The sequence below is a fragment of the candidate division Zixibacteria bacterium HGW-Zixibacteria-1 genome, from assembly GCA_002838945.1.
Taxonomy (GTDB): Bacteria; Zixibacteria; MSB-5A5; order GN15; family PGXB01; genus PGXB01.
Genome location: PGXB01000013.1, coordinates 62,219 through 81,250, shown reverse-complemented (window position 1 = coordinate 81,250; position 19,032 = coordinate 62,219). Strand labels below are relative to the sequence as shown.

17 protein-coding genes are annotated in these 19,032 nt (G+C 48.4%); 12 read left to right on the top strand and 5 right to left on the bottom strand.

Going from position 1 to position 19,032, the window contains the following annotated elements:
• Nucleotides 1-100: 100 nt before the first annotated feature.
• From CVT49_07110 to CVT49_07095, 4 genes are all read left to right on the top strand, one after another.
• Nucleotides 101-424, top strand: coding sequence for a hypothetical protein (locus CVT49_07110; protein PKK83780.1), 324 nt, complete (start codon nucleotides 101-103; stop codon nucleotides 422-424).
• A gap of 272 nt (nucleotides 425-696) precedes the next feature.
• Nucleotides 697-1,569 carry a hypothetical protein gene (locus CVT49_07105; protein PKK83779.1) on the top strand — a complete coding sequence of 291 codons (873 nt, stop codon included), beginning with the start codon at nucleotides 697-699 and terminating at the stop codon, nucleotides 1,567-1,569.
• Between the two features lie 49 nt (nucleotides 1,570-1,618).
• Nucleotides 1,619-2,605, top strand: coding sequence for a Zn-dependent protease (locus CVT49_07100; GenBank protein PKK83785.1), 987 nt, complete (start codon nucleotides 1,619-1,621; stop codon nucleotides 2,603-2,605).
• 129 nt (nucleotides 2,606-2,734) lie between these two features.
• Nucleotides 2,735-4,108 (top strand): hypothetical protein, encoded by a 1,374-nt coding sequence (locus tag CVT49_07095; GenBank protein PKK83778.1) that lies wholly within the window; start codon nucleotides 2,735-2,737, stop codon nucleotides 4,106-4,108.
• Between the two features lie 21 nt (nucleotides 4,109-4,129).
• Here the strand turns inward: CVT49_07095 and CVT49_07090 are convergent, their stop codons facing one another.
• Together CVT49_07090 and CVT49_07085 are read right to left on the bottom strand one after the other, a co-directional pair.
• On the bottom strand, nucleotides 4,130-4,363 hold the full coding sequence (locus tag CVT49_07090) for a hypothetical protein (GenBank protein ID PKK83777.1): 234 nt from the start codon (nucleotides 4,361-4,363) through the stop codon (nucleotides 4,130-4,132).
• 59 nt (nucleotides 4,364-4,422) lie between these two features.
• Nucleotides 4,423-4,935: a hypothetical protein gene (locus tag CVT49_07085; protein PKK83776.1), complete on the bottom strand. Its 513-nt coding sequence runs from the start codon at nucleotides 4,933-4,935 to the stop codon at nucleotides 4,423-4,425.
• Nucleotides 4,936-5,487: 552 nt separating this feature from the next.
• On the opposite strand from CVT49_07085, the gene CVT49_07080 reads away from it, so the two are divergent.
• Both CVT49_07080 and CVT49_07075 read left to right on the top strand, forming a co-directional pair.
• Nucleotides 5,488-8,139, top strand: coding sequence for a hypothetical protein (locus CVT49_07080; protein ID PKK83775.1), 2,652 nt, complete (start codon nucleotides 5,488-5,490; stop codon nucleotides 8,137-8,139).
• Between the two features lie 118 nt (nucleotides 8,140-8,257).
• Nucleotides 8,258-8,905: a hypothetical protein gene (locus tag CVT49_07075; protein ID PKK83774.1), complete on the top strand. Its 648-nt coding sequence runs from the start codon at nucleotides 8,258-8,260 to the stop codon at nucleotides 8,903-8,905.
• A gap of 31 nt (nucleotides 8,906-8,936) precedes the next feature.
• On the opposite strand, the gene CVT49_07070 is transcribed toward CVT49_07075, so the two are convergent.
• Both CVT49_07070 and CVT49_07065 read right to left on the bottom strand, forming a co-directional pair.
• Nucleotides 8,937-9,407, bottom strand: a complete 471-nt coding sequence (locus tag CVT49_07070; GenBank protein ID PKK83773.1) for a DUF4411 domain-containing protein — start codon at nucleotides 9,405-9,407, stop codon at nucleotides 8,937-8,939.
• On the bottom strand, nucleotides 9,398-10,570 hold the full coding sequence (locus CVT49_07065; protein PKK83772.1) for a hypothetical protein: 1,173 nt from the start codon (nucleotides 10,568-10,570) through the stop codon (nucleotides 9,398-9,400). Before CVT49_07065 ends, CVT49_07070 begins: the two co-directional genes overlap by 10 nt.
• 436 nt (nucleotides 10,571-11,006) lie before the next feature.
• Between CVT49_07065 and CVT49_07060 the strand changes: the two genes are divergently transcribed.
• Genes CVT49_07060 through CVT49_07050 form a run of 3 tightly spaced genes read left to right on the top strand, consistent with a single transcriptional unit; the run spans nucleotide 11,007 to nucleotide 14,702 of the window.
• Nucleotides 11,007-11,675: a sulfurtransferase TusE gene (locus CVT49_07060; protein ID PKK83771.1), complete on the top strand. Its 669-nt coding sequence runs from the start codon at nucleotides 11,007-11,009 to the stop codon at nucleotides 11,673-11,675.
• Between the two features lie 51 nt (nucleotides 11,676-11,726).
• The gene (locus CVT49_07055; protein PKK83770.1) at nucleotides 11,727-13,928 is read left to right on the top strand and encodes a selenide, water dikinase SelD; all 2,202 of its coding nucleotides are present in this window, start codon (nucleotides 11,727-11,729) and stop codon (nucleotides 13,926-13,928) included.
• Between the two features lie 21 nt (nucleotides 13,929-13,949).
• Entirely contained in the window at nucleotides 13,950-14,702 is a 753-nt protein-coding gene (locus CVT49_07050) for an RNA polymerase subunit sigma (GenBank protein PKK83769.1), read from the top strand.
• A 36-nt stretch (nucleotides 14,703-14,738) separates the two neighbouring features.
• Here the strand turns inward: CVT49_07050 and CVT49_07045 are convergent, their stop codons facing one another.
• Complete coding sequence (locus tag CVT49_07045; GenBank protein PKK83768.1) at nucleotides 14,739-15,398, bottom strand: sulfurtransferase TusE; 660 nt, start codon at nucleotides 15,396-15,398, stop codon at nucleotides 14,739-14,741.
• 388 nt (nucleotides 15,399-15,786) lie between these two features.
• Between CVT49_07045 and CVT49_07040 the strand changes: the two genes are divergently transcribed.
• The 3 genes from CVT49_07040 to CVT49_07030 are packed head-to-tail and all read left to right on the top strand — an operon-like array spanning nucleotide 15,787 to nucleotide 19,030.
• Nucleotides 15,787-16,590: a hypothetical protein gene (locus CVT49_07040; GenBank protein ID PKK83767.1), complete on the top strand. Its 804-nt coding sequence runs from the start codon at nucleotides 15,787-15,789 to the stop codon at nucleotides 16,588-16,590.
• A 39-nt stretch (nucleotides 16,591-16,629) separates the two neighbouring features.
• Nucleotides 16,630-17,988, top strand: coding sequence for a hypothetical protein (locus tag CVT49_07035; GenBank protein PKK83766.1), 1,359 nt, complete (start codon nucleotides 16,630-16,632; stop codon nucleotides 17,986-17,988).
• A gap of 43 nt (nucleotides 17,989-18,031) precedes the next feature.
• Nucleotides 18,032-19,030: a hypothetical protein gene (locus tag CVT49_07030; GenBank protein ID PKK83765.1), complete on the top strand. Its 999-nt coding sequence runs from the start codon at nucleotides 18,032-18,034 to the stop codon at nucleotides 19,028-19,030.
• Nucleotides 19,031-19,032: the final 2 nt, after the last annotated feature.

Genomic DNA, 19,032 nt, shown 5'->3' with positions numbered 1-19,032 from the left:
AACATCTGAACACCTCCTGTCCTTCGGGACTCAGGATGAGAAAGAATCATAATAATAGTATCCTTTCTCCGTGTCCACTAAATCGGGGGAACTTCATGTCATGGCTGAGTCCAGGGGTGGCAAAGAGGATACAAGATTAAAGCATTCTTTTGAGGGATTATGGCAGCAGGGTACAGACTTTGTCGATCCCGACAGATTTCAGAGTAGACTGACCAGTAAAAAACTAAAAATAAAACCAAAAGCAAATAATATCTCAGGCTTACAACTCGCCGATATTCTTGCTCATCCAAGTAGGAATGAAATCTTATTCGAGCAAAATTTATTATCCAAAAATATTGCCCCCTTTGCTAAAAATGTAATTGAAATATTACAGAAGAAATACTATCAACATCATGGAAAAATCTTTGGGAAAAAATTCATATAAATAAAAAGGCCCTTACGGGCCCGATGGCGTTCACCATCCACCTCCGCATAAGCGGATTATTCTTATAATCGCCAAAACGCCAAAATTGTCAAGATAAAAATAGATTTTTTTTATTTCCTATATCCTTTTTTATTTCTTTTTGACTAGATTTGTAGAATTCTTGCCTACCCTAGCTGTTCACAAATCTGGCCAGTCTCGCTCCAATTCCTCCTTGCTTTCAAAATATCAACACCGTATAGATTGTAAAATGCACTTTTCAGGAGAAGGGAATTATGAAAAAAATCCTTATCATCGGCGGGCATGGGATGCTGGGAAGACCGGTGGTCAGGCGGCTTCTCAAGGAAGGTTTCGCCGTCAGGACCATGGCTCGTGATAAAGCCAAAGCTGCCGCGCTGCTTCCGTCCGAGACCGAAATTGTCGAAGGGGACCTTACAAATATAGACTCCATTCGCCGGGCCGCTGTCGGCGCCGATATTGTCTATCTCAATCTGGCCACCTTGCGGCACAAGGCCGCCTTCCGGCCCGAACTCGACGGCACCAAAAATGTCATCGAGGCGCTGGCCGACCGTGATGATATTGTTATTTCCAAGCTGAGTGGTTTGGGCGTCAGACCGACCGACGGGTGGTGGCTCGATGCCGACCAGAAATATGAAGCGGAGGAACTGATCAAGGGATCCGGCCACCCCTATATTATTTTCCGCCCGAGCTGGTTCCATGAATCGCTGCCGCTTTTTGTACAGGGCAACAGACTGGCCATCATGGGCCGCCCTCCGCACCCAATTTACTGGATTGCGGGTGATGATTATGGCCGGATGGTCGCCGAAGCTTTCAGAAAAAATCTCGTCAATCGCACTTTTAATGCCCAGGGATCAACCCCGCTCACCTTCGACCAGGCCGCTGAGAAATTTATCCTGGCCTATAAGTCGGCCATGAAGATTATCCATATCCCCTTGTTTGTCTTGAAAGCAGGCGGTCTGTTTAAACCACAGTTTAAAGACCTTTCAAAACTCTTCGAGTACTGTACCAAGTATGCCGAGAAACTTGAAAGCGAATCCGATTGGAATGAATTATACCGTCCACGGATGACGGTCGAGGAATATGTGGAATACATGCTCCGAACCGGAGATGTTCCAAGCAAGCGATAAGAATCATGACATTGATATCCTTCTTTATAGCAATTCGAAAGGAGCTTTTATGCGACGATTTTTCATAACATGCCTGCTGATGTTAATAATATCAGTCGGCGGGTTCGCTCAGGATCAAAGGGATCTCCCCATCCGGCCGGTCAATACCTTTTCAATTGTCTGTTATGATTCGGCCACCGGGCAGTTCGGTGCGGCAGTACAATCGCATTGGTTCAAGGTAGGTGATGTTATCTGGCTGGAGCCGGGGATCGGGGCGGTCGCGACTCAATCACTGGTCGAGTTTTCGTACGGCCCGCTGGGGCTGGCCATGATGCGCAATGGAAAATCGGCCGAGCAGGCATTGGAAGGTCTTCTGGTCTCCGACCCGGATAATGCTGTCAGGCAGGTGGCCATGATTGATAAAAACGGCGTTGTCGCGACTCATACCGGAGGCAAATGCATCGCCGAAGCGGGGCATTTGATCGGCAAAAATTACTCGGTTCAGACCAATTTAATGCGCAATGCAACGGTTTGGCCGGCTATGGCAAAAGCTTTCGAAAACAGTGAGGGTGATTTGGCCGACAAAATGATGGCCGCCCTCGAAGCGGCGCAAAATGAGGGCGGCGATATTCGGGGCAAACAGTCGGCGGCGATGGTGGTCGTCTCGGGCACCCCGACCGGGATGCCGTGGAAAGATCGACTGATTGATATCCGCGTCGATGATTCACCCGAACCGCTGGTAGAACTGCGGCGATTGCTGAATATCTCGCGCGCCTACGAGCATATGGATAAAGGTGACATATACATCACCGAAAAGGATTTCGTAAGGGCCAAAGAGGAATATATGAAGGCTTCGGAGATGGCCCCCGGAAATCCGGAAGTGCTTTTCTGGTATGCCGCAACCCTGGTTACAGCCGGTGAAGTCGAAAGTTCGCTGCCCATTTTCAAGCAGGTTTTCCTGATTGATGAATCCTGGCGGGAGCTTGTCCCCCGTTTGGTCGATGCCGAACTCCTGCCGGATGACAGGGAGATTATTGATCGGATCATAAAACCGTAATTGGCAATTTCGAGAGGAATAAAAAAATACTCTTCTTGACTTCGACGACCTTTGGTATCATTTTCCCATGCCATGATGGTTGTGTTGTGTGGTTAATGCGGATTCATATGAAATAGACGGAACGGCAGCTTGGAAACAAACGGTACTTTTTTAGATCATAACGGGACCACTCTTGTAAGAAAGCAGCTTCTTTTCTTATCGGTGGAAGGAGCTTTCGCAACCGTTTTTATCACCGTCACCGGTGGGGCTTTTCTTACCGGTCTGGCCCTTTTATTCGGAGCCAATGATTTTCATATCGGTCTGCTGGCCGCAATTCCCTTTCTGGCTCAATCGGCGCAGATAGTCTCGGCCTATTTTTCGGATCGAACCGGCCAGAGAAAGAGGATGGCGGTCTGGAATTCAGCCGTCGCGCGGCAAATCTGGTGGCTGATGCTTCCGGTAATATTTTTCGCCGGAAATTGGCGGCTGGAGGCGATGATTTTAATCGTTATCATTTCCAATATCGCCACCATGCTGGCAACCGCCGGGTGGTTATCATGGATAGCCGACCTGGTTCCGGAGAAGATTCGAGGGCGATATCTGGGAAACCGAAGCGCCGCGGTGGCCATTGCCACCATGACGGCGACTATTCTCGGCGGTATAATCCTCGACGAATTCAGGGCGATAGACCGTGAAAACAGCGGCTTCGCGGTAATTATCGCGGCCGGTTGTCTGTTTGCCCTGGCAGCAGTAATTCTGCTCAACAGATTACCCGACCGGCCACCCGAGACAATTAAGACCGATGTCAGCTGGTCCTACTTTTTATCCCCTCTGAAGGACCGGAATTTTACCTATCTGATAAAAATATTTTTCTACTGGAATTTTGCCCTCGGTATTTCCGCCTCATTTTTTGCACCGCACATGCTTATTAATCTCGACATGAGTTTTACCCTGATCTCGATATACTCGAGTGTCGCCGCGCTGGCCGCGATATTATTGAATAAACCATGGGGAATTCTGATTGACCGCTTCGGCAGCAAACCGGTGGCGGTCTTCTGCGCTTTCGGCATCGCCGTTGTTCCCATGCTCTGGCTTGTCCCACGCCCGGGGCACCTGGGAATTCTGGCTTTTGAGGCTGTATATTCCGGCGCGCTCTGGGCCGGCTTCAACCTGGCCGCCTTCAATATACCGATAGCCAACAGCCCCAGGAAGGGCCGGACCATATACCTGGCCATGTTCTCGGTTGTTACCGGGCTGGCCTTCTTTATGTCATCTATAATAGGTGGAATCCTGGCCGAAAGCTGGCATCATATCCACTGGCCGATTATGGGGCAAACCATCGTAAATTACCATATTCTCTTTGTCATATCGGGCCTGATGCGGCTGATAGCGGCATTTTTTATCATGACTTTCCATGAACCCAAAGAGAAGAGCTTCCCCATCATGATACAGTTTATGGGATATTCGATATTGAAATGGCTGTCCGTCGGACGCCAGATATTGCCCGGAAATCGAAAGAGATAACGGCCCTTGTAAAGGCCGGAGCTATTCCGATTTCTTCCGCGACAAAACCAGATTCGTTATAAAACCGGCGACAAAGCCGACCAAAAAGATCAACGGCAACAGCAGAATCTGAGACATGCTGAAACTCCAGAAAAACAACCGGAAGGTCACGACTCCGGTATTCTGAAGAAATATGATCAATATGATCAAAACTGCTATCGCGACAATGATGGCTTTGGCCGAAAAGCCGCTTTTTTTCTCGTTTTCGAAATGCATAATGTTTCTTAAAAAGACCGAACCAATTAAATGCCGGTCCTGAGTTAATTATATATTGATTATGACTTGTCTTTCTTTGAGGCTCCGCCGAAATAGACGCCGAGCATAAGTTTGAAATCCGGAATATCGCCCAGACCGACACGGGCTTCCAGATTATAAAGGCTGCTTTCTCCCATTGGAATTTTCAACCCGCCCCCGATACTGATGCCGATTTCGGTGTTGCTGTCTCCGAAGTCGGGATCAAGATATATCAGGGTCGGACCGACCAGGCCGTAAAAGGAAGCCGTCGATTTAGGGGGCTTGAGTAATGTCAACTGCAAGTCGGCATTAAAAGTAACGTCGGTGACATGATCGCCGAATCCAACATCGATACTCGGCGCCAGGCGCGCTACTTTAAATATTTGGCCCATACTCGCCTGAACTCCGACGACAAATTGATCCGGATTTATACCCAATCCCAGGCGGGGGCCGATGCCCTTTACCGACATTGATCCTTCAGCCGCAGCCATACCGGGAATAGTCAGGATAATAACGGCGGAGATTACCAGCATTACCAATCGTTCCATTCGCATTCAGCAGTCCTTTCCTATGACATGAGACCTTTTTAAGGTCGTGTTAATTTCCTGATATATGATGAAGATTCCATAGTCCCATTAATAGTGAATCATTCACACTGATACGATTCTTTTTCCACAAATTCAGGTGTATTTGTTTAATTAAAACATTTTTATTTACCAAAAGTTCCGTGTAATACCCGTTAAAAATTTGGCCCGACGGACAATCAATTCATTGCCTTGCAATATATTAGGTCTCAATTTGGAAAGATGGTCGGCCCCGGCACGCCGATTATTTCTCAACATATTTTATTCTGCGGCGTCAATATTTCATAGAGGTGAAAAGGATTCTGAGAATCAGTCGTATTTCGTTAAGGAGTCAATAGCCCGATAAATACCGAAATTGTCCTTTGATGTGCACGCCGAATTGTCTTACGGGCTTGCATTTGCGGGGAAAATAGCTTAAATTATATATCTGCACAAACCGGATAATATTACAGGCGGTTGGAGTATAAATTGTCTGTCCGTCGGAGAAGAAATGAGCTATCAAAATATACAGATGTTTGCCTTATGAAAAAATTTCTAAAATATTCAATCATAGTATTGTTATTCACAGCCGCCCCGGTTCTGACATTCGGGCGGGCGAAATACGACCTGTCCGAACAGTCCAATTTTGTCGGAAAGATATCGGCTGATGAACCATTTGTAACAGTCGCCTGCCACAAGATCGGCCGGATCGGAATAACCGTTACCAATCAGGGGCACTTCGGCAAAGGTTTTATATCCGGCGCCAGCGATCCTTTTGGCGGTGACGCCCCGTCATGCATATATCCTTACCCGGGGCAGGCGAGTTATCTTTTCGCGGGGGCCTTCTGGATTGGCGCCGTAATCGGCCGTGACACGCTCGTTTCGGTCGGGGCCGACGGCTGGTCGGGAACCAAGGAACTCTGGCCCGATCCCGAGCCGCGCGGAAGAATAATTTATCATTCGCTTCTCAATAAAGATCCGGAGGCAATATCCGAGCAGGATTATATTGCCATGTATACGGATACCGTTACCAATCCCCAGCATGTCGATATTGATACACGGGACGGGCGGCCGCATATTCCGCTCGGTATCGAAGTCACCCAGAGAAGCTATGCCTGGAGTTATTCGTATGCCGAGGATTTTGTCCTGTTCGACTACTCCATCAAGAATATAAGCCGCAGGACACTGGAACAAGTATATATGGGTTTTTATGTCGACGCCGATGTGCAGATGGGTGAAAACGGTGAAGGATATGATGATGACATCTGCGGTTTCAAGCTCGATATCCCCTCCCCACAGGGGTGCGGTTTCCTGGATACCATCAACATTGCCTATATTGCCGACAACGACGGCCGCGACATGGATTCGCCCTGCCCTTATTCGACCGCCGCGGTGACCGCAGTCACCGGCATACGTGTCATTCGCACCCCGTCCGATTCGCTCGATTATGCTTTCAACTGGTGGATTTCCAACGGCGCCGCGCCGATGGATTTCGGTCCCCGCAAAGCGGGCACGCTTGATGATCCGTTCCGAGATTTCGGCGGCTTCCTGGGCACGCCCGAAGGCGACAAGAATAAATATTATATCATGCGCCATGGCGAATTCGACTATGATCAACTTTTCAGCGCGGTCGATAATACCGCCGCCGGCTGGCTCCCGAGAGGACCTCAGGCGTATGATTTCGCCGATGGCTTCGACACCCGCTATTTGCTGTCATGCGGGCCGTTTGATATCGACCCGGGCGAGGTACTCCCGATGAGTTTTGCCTATATCGGAGGAGAGGATCTGCACACCAATTGCAACGCCTTTATGAATCTATTCGACGCCAATGATCCATACCCGTTTTACAATCAATTGGACTTCAGTGACCTGGGCATTAACTCGATGTGGGCGGCATGGATCTATGATAATCCGGGCGTCGATACCGACGGAGACGGATACCGCGGCAAGTACCGTATCTGCGCCTATGATTCCACCATTGTCTATGACACTACCAGCCTCGACCCGCTGGTAATCGAGCCAAGAGTGGTATATCTTGATGCCGACACCATTTATTATGAGGGCGACCGCGTTCCCGACTTCCGCGGCGCCGCGCCGCCTCCCGCGCCCGAAATGTGGATAATCGATGAGAATAAAGATACCGTGAGAAGCATGGTATATCCGAGTGTCAATGAGTTCAACCAGGGGGAATTGAGGATACGGTGGAACGGCTTCCGCTCCGAGACGGAAAAAGATGTCTTCAGCAATATTATCGATTTCGAAGGATACCGGGTATATATGTCGCTGTCGCCGATAGCTTCCGATTTCTATGTGATTGCCTCGTTTGATGTCGAGGATTACAATAAACATGTCTGGAACAGCCGGAGGAATGTCTGGGAATTAAAGGATCCTCCCTACTATCTTGATTCGCTCAAGATATTATATGGTGACGGTCTCGACCCCAATATCTATGATATCGACAATCATTTTATCTGGGGTGATTCCGTTTTCTATTTCTCAAAGCAGGATTGGAACGCCGATGATCTCACTGATCCGAACGGCATTCACAAGGTTTATCCCGAGGAACCATACCCGACGACCCTCAACCTCGACACCGCCCGGGTTCATTATCCCGAGGAACTGACGGAGGAGGGCCTGTTCCGGTATTTCGAATATGAATTCAGCATCACGTATCTGCTTCCATCACGTTTGTACTATGTTGCGGTCACGGCTTTCGATTATGGTTCGCCGAGCAGCGGTCTGGCCTCGCTGGAAACGCCGCCTCACAAGAACTATGTCGCCGAGTATGCCCTGAACGACAACAGCGCCATTGAAAATCAGAAACTCAATGTCGTCGTCTATCCCAATCCTTACCGGATCGACGGAAACTATGCCGGTAACGGTTTCGAAGGGCGCGACTATGTCGATTCGGTCTTTGGCGGCACCCTGATCCCTCAGGAAGGGCTGATCGGGGAACGAACCCGGTCGATACACTTTACCAACCTGCCGAATAAATGCACCATCCGGATTTTCAGCATCGACGGCGATATTATCCGCGAAATAGAGCATGACTATCCCAAGGATTCGCCGCGCGCCATGCATGAGCGCTGGGATTTAATCACGCGCAATACGCAGGCGGTTGTCTCGGGGATCTATTACTGGTCGGTCGAATCGGAATATGGCAGCCAGATCGGCAAGTTGGTCATAATTATGTAATCGATTAATTATCTTTATCGGCGCCATATTCCGGCGCCGATAAACTGAACAATTCAATTGCATCATCAGGCGCATTCTAATGCGGGATCAATCAATATTTTGATATGAGGGGTATGTCATGATTCGTGGCAGAACCGGGATATTTAACAAATCATGTGCTATGTTGATACTGGGATTAGCTTTTGTCATTGCCTGCGGCTGCAACCCCAAAGTCATGCATTCCATGATGGCGCCGGAGACCGGCAAGGTTCAAGTGTGGGTGATTGATCTTGGTATGGATACACTTTCCGCCGACACAAGTTTTGCCTTTACACAGCTTAAAAAGGAATTCACTTCCGAACTGGCCAACGAGCAGTACTACCGCGAATATCTTGATCAAGTTGGTGAAGAACTGGGAACGCTGGGGCATCAGATAGCCGGCGGCCCGGTCGCCGAGGGCACTATTCTCATCAAACCCGGGGCCCAAAAGCGGTATACGGTCACAGTCGGCTCCAACTATGATCAGCGGTTGATTATATGGAACCGCATGGAGCAACAGGAAGCGCCCGGTGAAGACAAACGGTCAAACCCGCATTCGCATGAAATCCGTCCGACCGACTATGTCAAACCGGTCTATCACAATTCTGACGCGGTCAGGGATGTCTATATCGAGATTACCGGCGCCGATGGCAAACTTCTGGGCGCGATCGATATCACCGGCGGCAAGGTCAAACCGGAATTCGTGGCCGAGGTGCTCGACCGGCTGATCCGGGATGGCAAGTGGTAATTTGGAATTATGCCAATAGGATATCTTATTGCTAAAATACCCATTGTTCATTGCGGATAAAGTCGATAAAACCAATACAGTCAACTGCCAAATCTCTGCAGACATTTGGTATCTTGGGTCTACTATCTGTACCACCTTTTTCAAAGGTTACGACTTTTGTCCCTGTTACATGAGCAAGCGCAATAACAAAGGGATCTGCCACAGATTTATTTTTCCTTTCATCGACTAATTTCGGAAACCTGCTCATTATCAATTTTACCGATATTTCAATTTCACTATTCAAATCAAGGAATAATGACTTTTTGTTTTTTATCCATTCGAATAGACTATCGTCCTTTTTATTAATTTCGAAATATACTTCCAAAGGTGAAACAATCACTTGTTCCAACATCAATGACTCAATGTTACTCCAAAGCAAAGGGAATTGTTCCATTGGATAAAATGTATTCCAAGGTTCTATAAATGCACTTGTGTCAAAACAATATTTGGCAGTTATTTCCATATTTCATTCTCAATATCTGACAAATGCTTCAATCGGACCCCGAGGTAATCCGATAATGAACTTGCAGTAATGAACCTTTCATAATATGCTTCAAGGACGAGAGCAACATAATTTCTGCCAAAGTTAATTATGGGTCTTCTGAAATAATCAAGATAGCCACCACTTTCACCCGATTCTTTTCTTTTGTATTGTTCACTGTATTCCTGAAGTTTGTCGAAATAAAAATCAATAGTAGACATCCGCAATTCTACTAATCTACGTAGGACTACTTCACGACTTACACTGTACATAGTGGCCAATTGCTGTAACTCAATGTCTTTCCATTTCGTGGATGTACCATGCATTTGGACGATATTTTCGCTTGACAAGGATGCAGCAGGCATCAGAAATGCACCCGAAAATCGATTACAAAAACTCTCTATCTGTTGATTTGCCGTTCCCATTTTTCTGAATTCCACTAAATCACATACTCCACCATTTTTCAGTAGTAAATGACAAAATTCATGAAATAGTGTAAACACTCGTCTACTATAGGCATTTCTGCCATTAACCGAGATCACGGGGTATTGTGTTGCGCTTATTGAAAAACCACTCATTTCTTGTTCTGATATGCCGCTGGTCTGAAAGATCAAAATATCTTTGCTCTCCAATACATTTTTCCAATTCTTAAATGCAATGTAGCTGTTTCGCCATTTTTTCTGAATCTCAATATCAATATTTAGATATTTCCTAATTTCATTTGCCAAATTATCAATATCTGACTCCATTGTCGTAGTTTTATTAAATATCTGAATTTTATTACCCAAGACTTCTGCAATCTCTATTGCCTCTTCTCTCTTTAACTCAGCATTACGCGTGGATAACAACAATTCAGGTGAAGCCTCAATATTTGTTTTAAAGGGTGATAATCTATAGTCTTGAATTATACGAAAGTCCTTTGGCGGGCTTTGTAGATAAAATGCTGCAAGTGGTCTTTTGTAAACATCTGAAATTTTACGAAGCTGGATTATTGATGGGGATGATTCGCCCTTTTCCCATGACGCCAATTTCCCTACGGAAATTCTATTTATTTTTTGGGCTGCCTCACTTTGACTAAGGCCAATAGATTCTCTCGCCCAGCGAAGTAATTCGGGATTTATGGATACTAAAAATCTACTTTTCATATATCTAATATTGTTGCCTATTGTCCATACTATAACAGTACAACTACATCAACTAACACATACAAATCCATATTCATGTTTTTATCTAAATTGCAAATCAAGATGCCGAACTCTTTTAAATTTATTTATCTTTCTACCACAAGTCAATATAAATATTAGAAAAAGCTAATCCGTAATCACCTCATTTTACCTTTTATAGAAAATGGATTTTATCAAAAAAGTCAATGCTATTTGAATTTTACTTTGACGCAGGAGTAATCTTATTAAAGAGCAAGATGACATCTTTTGGTCAAAACACATTATTTGGCGACCTGAATGTTTAATAGTCCCACTTTTTACTCCCCCCCAAACCTTGCCAAACCGACCGGAATTAATTATCTTTCTATAACTGAAAAGGTAAAGCGTTTGGCTTTTTGAAATATATATAAAGTCAAGGATGGGAGTTGCTATGGCTACATTTAAGTATAAAGACAAAGAATACAAAGTCGATGACGACGGCTTTCTGGCCGATTTCAAGACCTGGGATGAGGATTTCGCCGAGGGCATGGCGGCCGGGTGTGGTGTCGAGGGCGGCCTGACCGACGACCATTGGCACATAATTCACTACATTCATGATTCGCTCACCAACACCGGGATGTGCCCGGTCGTCTATAAAACCTGCCGGGTCAACAATTTAAATTTGGCCGATTTAAAAGAGCTTTTTCCAACCGGTTATCTTCGCTGCGCCTGCAAGCTGGCCGGTGTGACTTATAAAGAGGGCTATATCGGGCATTCCTGGCTTTTGGCCACCGCCGAGGATATTGAACCGATCCCGATTAACAAGACCTACAATGTCGATGTGCGCGGCTTTTTGATCGACCCGGATGAATGGGACGAGCATTTCGCCCTGTTCAAGGCTTTCGAGATGAAAATTCCGGCCGAACTGACCGAGAAGCACTGGAAAATAATCGAATACCTGCGCCAATCGTTCCAGGATACCGGGACGGTTCCCACCGTCTATGAGACCTGCGAGGCCGGCCGTATAACCATCGAAGAACTGGAGAAGCTGTTCCCCGACGGTTATCACCGGGGCGCGGTCAAAATCGCCGGTATGAGAGCCCGATAGACGGCATATCATACATTCGGCTTCCTGTACCGGCAGGGATAGAGACGTACTATGAAACCGATATATCTTGATTACAATGCGACCACGCCGATTGACCCGCGGGTGGCCGAGGCGATGCTTCCCTATATCCACGAACATTTCGGCAACCCGTCCAGCAGTCATGACTATGGCATTACCGCTAAAAAGGCGGTCGAAACCGCCCGAAAACAGATCGCTTTGATGCTCGGGTGCAACGCCTATGAAATCATATTTACCAGCGGCGGTTCGGAATCGAACAATTATGCCATCAAAGGGGTGGCGCGGGCCTATCGCGACAAAGGCAATCATATCATAACGTCGGCGATTGAACACCCAGCGGTTACCGAGGTCTGCAAATATCTCGAAGAATCCGGCTGTCGGGTCACTTATTTACCGGTGGATGAATATGGCCTGGTCGATCCCGCCCGGCTCGAGGATGCCATCACGCCGCAGACGATCCTGGTGACCATCATGCATGCCAATAACGAAGTGGGCACGATCGAACCGATCGCCGAACTGGCCGGAATTGCCCACAGGCACGGTATCCTGTTTCATTCCGACTGCGCCCAGTCGATCGGCAAGGTGCCGGTGCGAGTCGATGAGCTCGATGTCGATCTGCTTTCGATTGCCGGACACAAACTGTATGCGCCCAAGGGCATCGGCGCGCTGTACATCAGGTCCGGCATCAAACTCGAGAAGCAGGTGCATGGCGCCGACCATGAGATGAATAAACGGGCCGGAACCGAGAATGTGATTGAGATGGTCGGCCTGGGCAAAGCCTGCGAATTGGTCGAGGCGGAACTGGAGAAACATCAGCCGCATCTGAAAAAACTGCGCGATCGGCTGGAGAACGGCATCAAACAAAAATATCCGGATATAAAAATCAATGGTCATTACGACAGGCGTCTGCCCAACACCGCCAGTATCAGTTTCAGAGGGCTGGAAGCCAATACCATTCTCTCGGAGTTGAAGGGAGTCGCGGCCTCGGCCGGTGCCGCCTGCCATAGCGACAATATCGATGTCTCCAGTGTCCTGCAGGCCATGAAGGTTCCGCTTGAGTACGCCATGGGGACCATTCGCTTTTCGATCGGCCGGTTCACGACCGCGGATGAGATCGATCGTACCATCGAAGAAATCATTTCCGTCGTGCAGCGACTTCAGCCGACCGGGGCGGCCATTGTCACAGCGGCCGCGGGTGAAATCAAATTAACTCAATACACGCATGGCCTGGGATGTGCCTGTAAATTGCGGCCGCAGCTTCTCGAGGAGATCCTCAGAAAGATGCCGGCGCCGCATGATGCCAATATTCTGGTCGGAACCGATACATCGGATGATGCCGCGGTATATCGTATCGACGATAAAACCGCCATCGTGCAGACGGTTGATTTTTTCACGCCGATTGTGGATGATCCGTTTCAGTTCGGGGCCATTGCCGCCGCCAATTCGCTCAGCGATATATATGCCATGGGCGGAAGGCCGATTTTCGCTCTCAATGTGGTCGGTTTCCCGAGCAACCGTCTGCCGATGGAAGTCCTGGAAAAAATGCTTGCCGGGGCGCAGGCGGTCGCCGACGAGGCGGGAATTGCCATCATCGGCGGACATACGGTCGATGACACCGAGCCGAAATACGGCCTCGCCGTGACCGGGCTGATCGATCCGGCGCGTATCGTCACTAACCGGACCGCCCAGGAAGGTGATGTGTTGATTTTGACCAAACCGATCGGCACCGGAATTCTCTCGACCGCCATGAAACAGGGTTTGCTGGAAAAGGCGCATGAAAAGACGCTGGTGGAGACCATGACAGCGTTGAATAAAGCCGCCGCCGAGGCCATGCAATCGGTCGGAGTCAATGCCGCCACCGATATAACCGGTTTCGGCCTGCTGGGACATTTGATGGAAATGATGGCCGGATCGGATAAGACGGCCGTGATCGGCGCCGGCTCGGTGCCGCTTCTGCCCGGAACCATGGACCTGGCGGTGTCGGGCGTTATCCCCGGAGGGACGCGCGACAATTTCGCCTTTACCGCACCCAATGTAAAGTATGATTCAAAAATTTCCGAGATCATGCAGCTGATTTTGAATGATGCCCAGACTTCCGGCGGATTGCTGATATCGGCCGCGGGGAATAAGGCGGATGATTTAATCAGAACACTGACCGACAATGGTATCGCGCATGCGGCCGTTATTGGCAAGGTCCTGCCGAAAGGTCAGTCGAGAATCATCGTAAATCCATAATTTTTCATCGACGTCGATATCATGAGTATTTTCAATCAGGCGGCCGAACTGGTCAGGAGTTCCCAAAGAATCACCGCTTTTACCGGTGCGGGGATTTCGGTCGAGAGTGGTATCCCGCCCTTCCGCGGCGAGGGCGGATTATGGGAGAAGTACGACCCGGGCTACCTGGAGATAAATTATTTCCGGGCGCATCCGGCTAAATCATGGCCGGTCATCAAGGAAATATTTTATGATTTTTTCGGCAGTGCCAGACCCAATGCCGCACATCTGGCCCTGGCCGAACTGGAAAAGAAAGAAATACTCCAGACCGTCATCACGCAAAATATCGACAATCTCCATCAAGCGGCCGGAAGCAAAGAAGTATATGAGTTCCACGGCAATTCACAGTACCTGATCTGTGACAATTGCGCCGGGCGGTATCATGTATCGCAGATCAATCTCGATGAGCTTCCCCCCTGCTGTCGTCAATGCGGCGGCCTCTTGAAACCGGATTTTGTCTTTTTCGGCGAGACCGTTCCTCAGGAAGTTTATTCCAAGGCGGTTCTGGAAGCGCAAATGTCGGATCTCTTTATTCTAATCGGCACCACCGGTGAAGTGATGCCGGCGGCATTGATCCCGCCGCTGGCCAAGAGCAACGGAACCTCGATACTGGAAATCAATGTCGAGCCGTCCAATTATACCGATCGTATTTCGGACATATTCATCCGTGCCAAAGCGACCGAAGGCATGACCGGACTGATGCAGGCGCTGGGGATATCGTTCGTATCCGACTGAATCACGCCTGTCATTGTAAGGTACAATCAAATTTGATTATCGCACGCGCAGACCGGCGATCTTTACCGCGCCCCGGTGATAACCATCGGGGAACAGCGTTTCGAGCTCGCTCAATTCGATCTTGTTATCCTCGCAAGTCTGATAAACCGTCGGGATATCATTATTCTCCTTGTAGTAATTGCGAAGATAATGCAGGATGTCCCAGTGTTTTTCGGTCAGCTGGCCGCCCGGAATCTTGGCATCATAGGCCCGGTGCGCGGCATAATACTCATCCCAGTCATTGGGGTCGATCAGAAAACCGCGCACATCGACCCGATATTTTTTCGAGGCCGAGATAATATTCAAGTCATCAGCGGTTTTCGGCAGATAGGCCTGTCCGAGGTAACCTTCCCGATATGTTATTCCCGCCAGACGGCAGGCGCCGCGAAGATAGCCGGTCGGAAACAGCCTTTTTAATTCCCTCAGGTTAAGGCCATTCTGCCGGCAGGTCTCATAGACAAGGGGGCAGCGGCCATTCTCATTGAAGCTCTTTCGAATGTACCTGATCACATCCCATTGCTCTTTTGTCAGACCGTGGGTCATGCCCAATTTATCCGCCATCATTTCGGCGAAACCTTCATCCCACCCGCCCGAATCGAGCAAAAAGTCATTCTCATCGACTTCATACATTTTGCCTTTGCCGGTAAAGGTACCCATAGCTCCTCCTTGATAATAAATGATTCAAATAACTTACTAAATAACGCCGGATAAGCGAATGATGCCCGATAGAACCGGCATACACTACGTGAAAACTCCGATACAATACCCTATTATCAAATATAGTTTATTGCGACAGGCCGTCAATAGGCTTTTTGGTAAATGTAACATCTATTTGATATACAATACAATTTATGTCCTATTATTTCAGAGATTGATCGAACCGGGCCGTTGAATATGGCGAAACCTTCAAGGTCTATTGACGTAATCATATACATGTTTGATTTGCTCATCCAAAGACCCTTTCTCATTGCCATACAGAATCGACAACATTTTAGATACGGGAGATATTATTGTGAGAGGCAGTAAGTATTTAATCATTGCATTTATGTCGATTACCCTTATCGCGCTTGAAATAATCTGGACGCGGATTTTTTCGGCGGAATTTTTTTATACTTTCGCCTTTTTGATTCTATCGCTGGCCATTCTCGGCCTCGGGCTGGGAGCCCTGACACTCAGGTTGATTCCATCCATCGGGCACCGGGACAGCCTTGGGCTGATTTTATCCCTGGCCGGCCTGATGGCCATAATCGGGCCGCCTCTGGTTTTTAGGCTCGGAATGCGTTTTTCGGAGCTTTTCAGCAGCTGGGGTATGGTCGGCAAACTTGTCATTACCGTTGCCCTGCTGAGTTCGGCATTTTATTTTGGCGGCATTGGATTAGCGATCTTGTTCAAGAAATTTCATTATGATATGCCCCGCTTATATATGGCCGATCTGATCGGCGCCGGAATCGGCGTGGCCGTGGCGGTGCTGCTCATGAATCGGTGGGGCACGCCGGTAGCCACTTTTTTGTGTTCGATTCCGATTTTCCTGGCCTCGTTGATGGCGGCCCGGAAATGGCTGAGGCTTCTTCCGCTGTTACTGGCGGCAGGCGCCCTGGTTATGACATCATATTCGGAAAATTTGCTCGAGATGCAGCGCGAGGAACGCGCGCCGATTGTTTATCGGCACTGGGACGCTATGTCCAAAATCAAAGTCTATGACTTTCCGGCGGGCTATCGCGGAATTAACATCGACAATGTCGCCAACTCGCCGGTGTATCCGTTCGATGGCAGCTGGAACAAACCTGACTCGGAGCTTTTCGAATTCGGTATCGATGTCGGCAATCTTATCAAACGATTCGACTCCTGAACCTTTCTCTCGCTGGGATCCGGCGGCGGGGTTGATGTATTGCAAGCCTTGCAGCACGGAGCAACCGAAGTTCATGCTGTCGAAGTCAACCCGCATATAAATCAGATGATGCTCGCGGGTGAACTGGCGGAATATTCGGGGCATATATATGATGATCCGCGCGTGACAGTCGCGACCGAAGATGCCCGCGCCTATGTGCAGCGTTTTGAAAATAAATTCGACGTCATCTATTCGCTGAGTTCCAACACCTGGGCGGCGCTGGCTTCAGGCGCCTTTGCCCTGGCCGAAAACTACCTGTTTACCACCGAGGCTTTCGAGGACTACTGGAAATCGCTTTCCGACAGCGGCTTCATGATGATGGAGCATCAGTTCTACATGCCGCGGCTTGTGAGTGAGCTAAAGAACGCCCTCAAGAAACAAGGAGTCGAAGATGTTACCGCGCATTTTGCGGTGTACGATCTGCCGCAGATGCGGCGCAATATGATTCTTCTTTCGAAACAGCCGCTGACCGACGATATCCGCAACAATGCCTTCGGCGAGTTAACCCCCGAGGTTTATGAATATATTCATCTTCTTTATCCTGCGCCCGATTCCACCAAAGATAACCTTATCAACCGGATTGTCCTGAACGGCTGGGAAAATGAGACCGACTCGGCCGTAATCGATATCTCGCCCAGCACCGACAATCAGCCATTCGTGGCCCAGATGGGTTTATGGAAAAACTTTACAAGCGAAAATCTCGAAAAAGTGCTGCCCTATGAATTCCTCGGATTCCCCCTGTCAAAAATAATTATCGGCATCATCCTTCTGGTGGTGATTGCCATAATTATCCCTTTAAACCTGATACCGTACTTGAAGGCCGGTTCCAAATTGCGAATAGCACCCTGGCTGTACTTCTTCCTGATCGGGATGGCCTTTATGGCGGTGGAAATAATCCTTATCCAGAAATATACGCTCTTTATCGGGCCTTCGGTTTACAGCATCATTGCCATCCTATTGACACTTCTCGTCTGCTCCGGTATCGGGAGTCGTTTCGCCGATAAAGTCAGCAATCTGGTTCCATTTGCCGGAATAATTATCTGGATTCTTCTTGATATATTTCTTTTCCGAAACCTGACATATCAACTCGGTCATCTGACCATTGTCCCGAGAATCATTACTGCAATGCTTCTGATCTGCCCTCTCGGCTTCTTTATGGGCATGCCGTTCCCGAAAGGAACCTTGAGGGTAAAGGAACTGATTGACTGGGGCTTTGCGGTCAATGGCGCCGGTTCGGTCCTGGGATCGACCTTGATTGTTCTGGCCGCTTTTGCTTATGGATTCAACGCAGCCCTGCTTCTGGGAGCCGTATTATATCTGATGGCTTTTTTGCTTGTATCCATGAAGTCGGCGTGGTAATATATTATCGGACTTCGGGAATATGTCATGATCGGAGGTTAAATTGTTTATTATTAAATCCGCGAAACTTGGTATAAGCATATTTATATTATTGTTTTCGGCTGGGTGCATTAAAAAAATAGATGATACCGCACCAAAACTTGCCGGGAAATATCTCGGGCAAACCGAGCCGCAACAGACCATTCAAATCTTCGCTCCCGGTCTGGTATCGACCCGTTTCAACGAGCGTGATGCCGCTTTCTCGCCGGATGGGAATGAATTCTATTTTACGTTGTCCGCCCGTCCGATCAACGCCATGGTCTGCCTTAAGCAGGAAAACGGCCGTTGGACTTTGCCGGAAGTCGCATCGTTCTCGGGAAACTACAGCGATCTCGAACCGGCCTTTTCGCCCGACGGCAACCGGTTGTATTTTGTCTCGAACCGGCCGACAGGAGACTCCGGCGAACCGAAGGATTATGATATCTGGTATGTCGAGAAAGAGGAAACAGGATGGAGCAGGCCGGTTAATCTCGGCGCGCCCATCAATACCGATAAGGACGAATTTTATCCTTCACTTACCGCCGATGGAACCATTTACTTTACGGCCGAGTACGAAAAAACCGAAGATATCTACCGCAGCCGATTGATCGACGGGCAATATCAACCGCCGGAAAAGCTGAACGATTCGATTAATAATGGCGATACTTATGAATTCAACGCCTTTATCGCGCCCGATGAAAGTTATATCATATTTACCTCGTACGGCCGCGACGATGATATGGGCGGCGGCGACCTGTATGTGAGTTTTAAGTCTGATAACGATACCTGGACCAAAGCCGTCAATATGGGTGAAGCTATCAATTCACCGACGTTGGATTATTGTCCTTATGTTTCACCCGATGGCCGGTTTTTCTTTTTTACCAGCAGCCGCAGCCAGCTTAGCGCCTATTCATCTGCCAGGCGTAAGTACAACGGTATCATAGAAACATTGGATGGTATCGTCAATGGGCAGGCGAATATTTACTGGGTTGAAAGCCGTGTGATCTCAGATTTAAAAAAATAAAT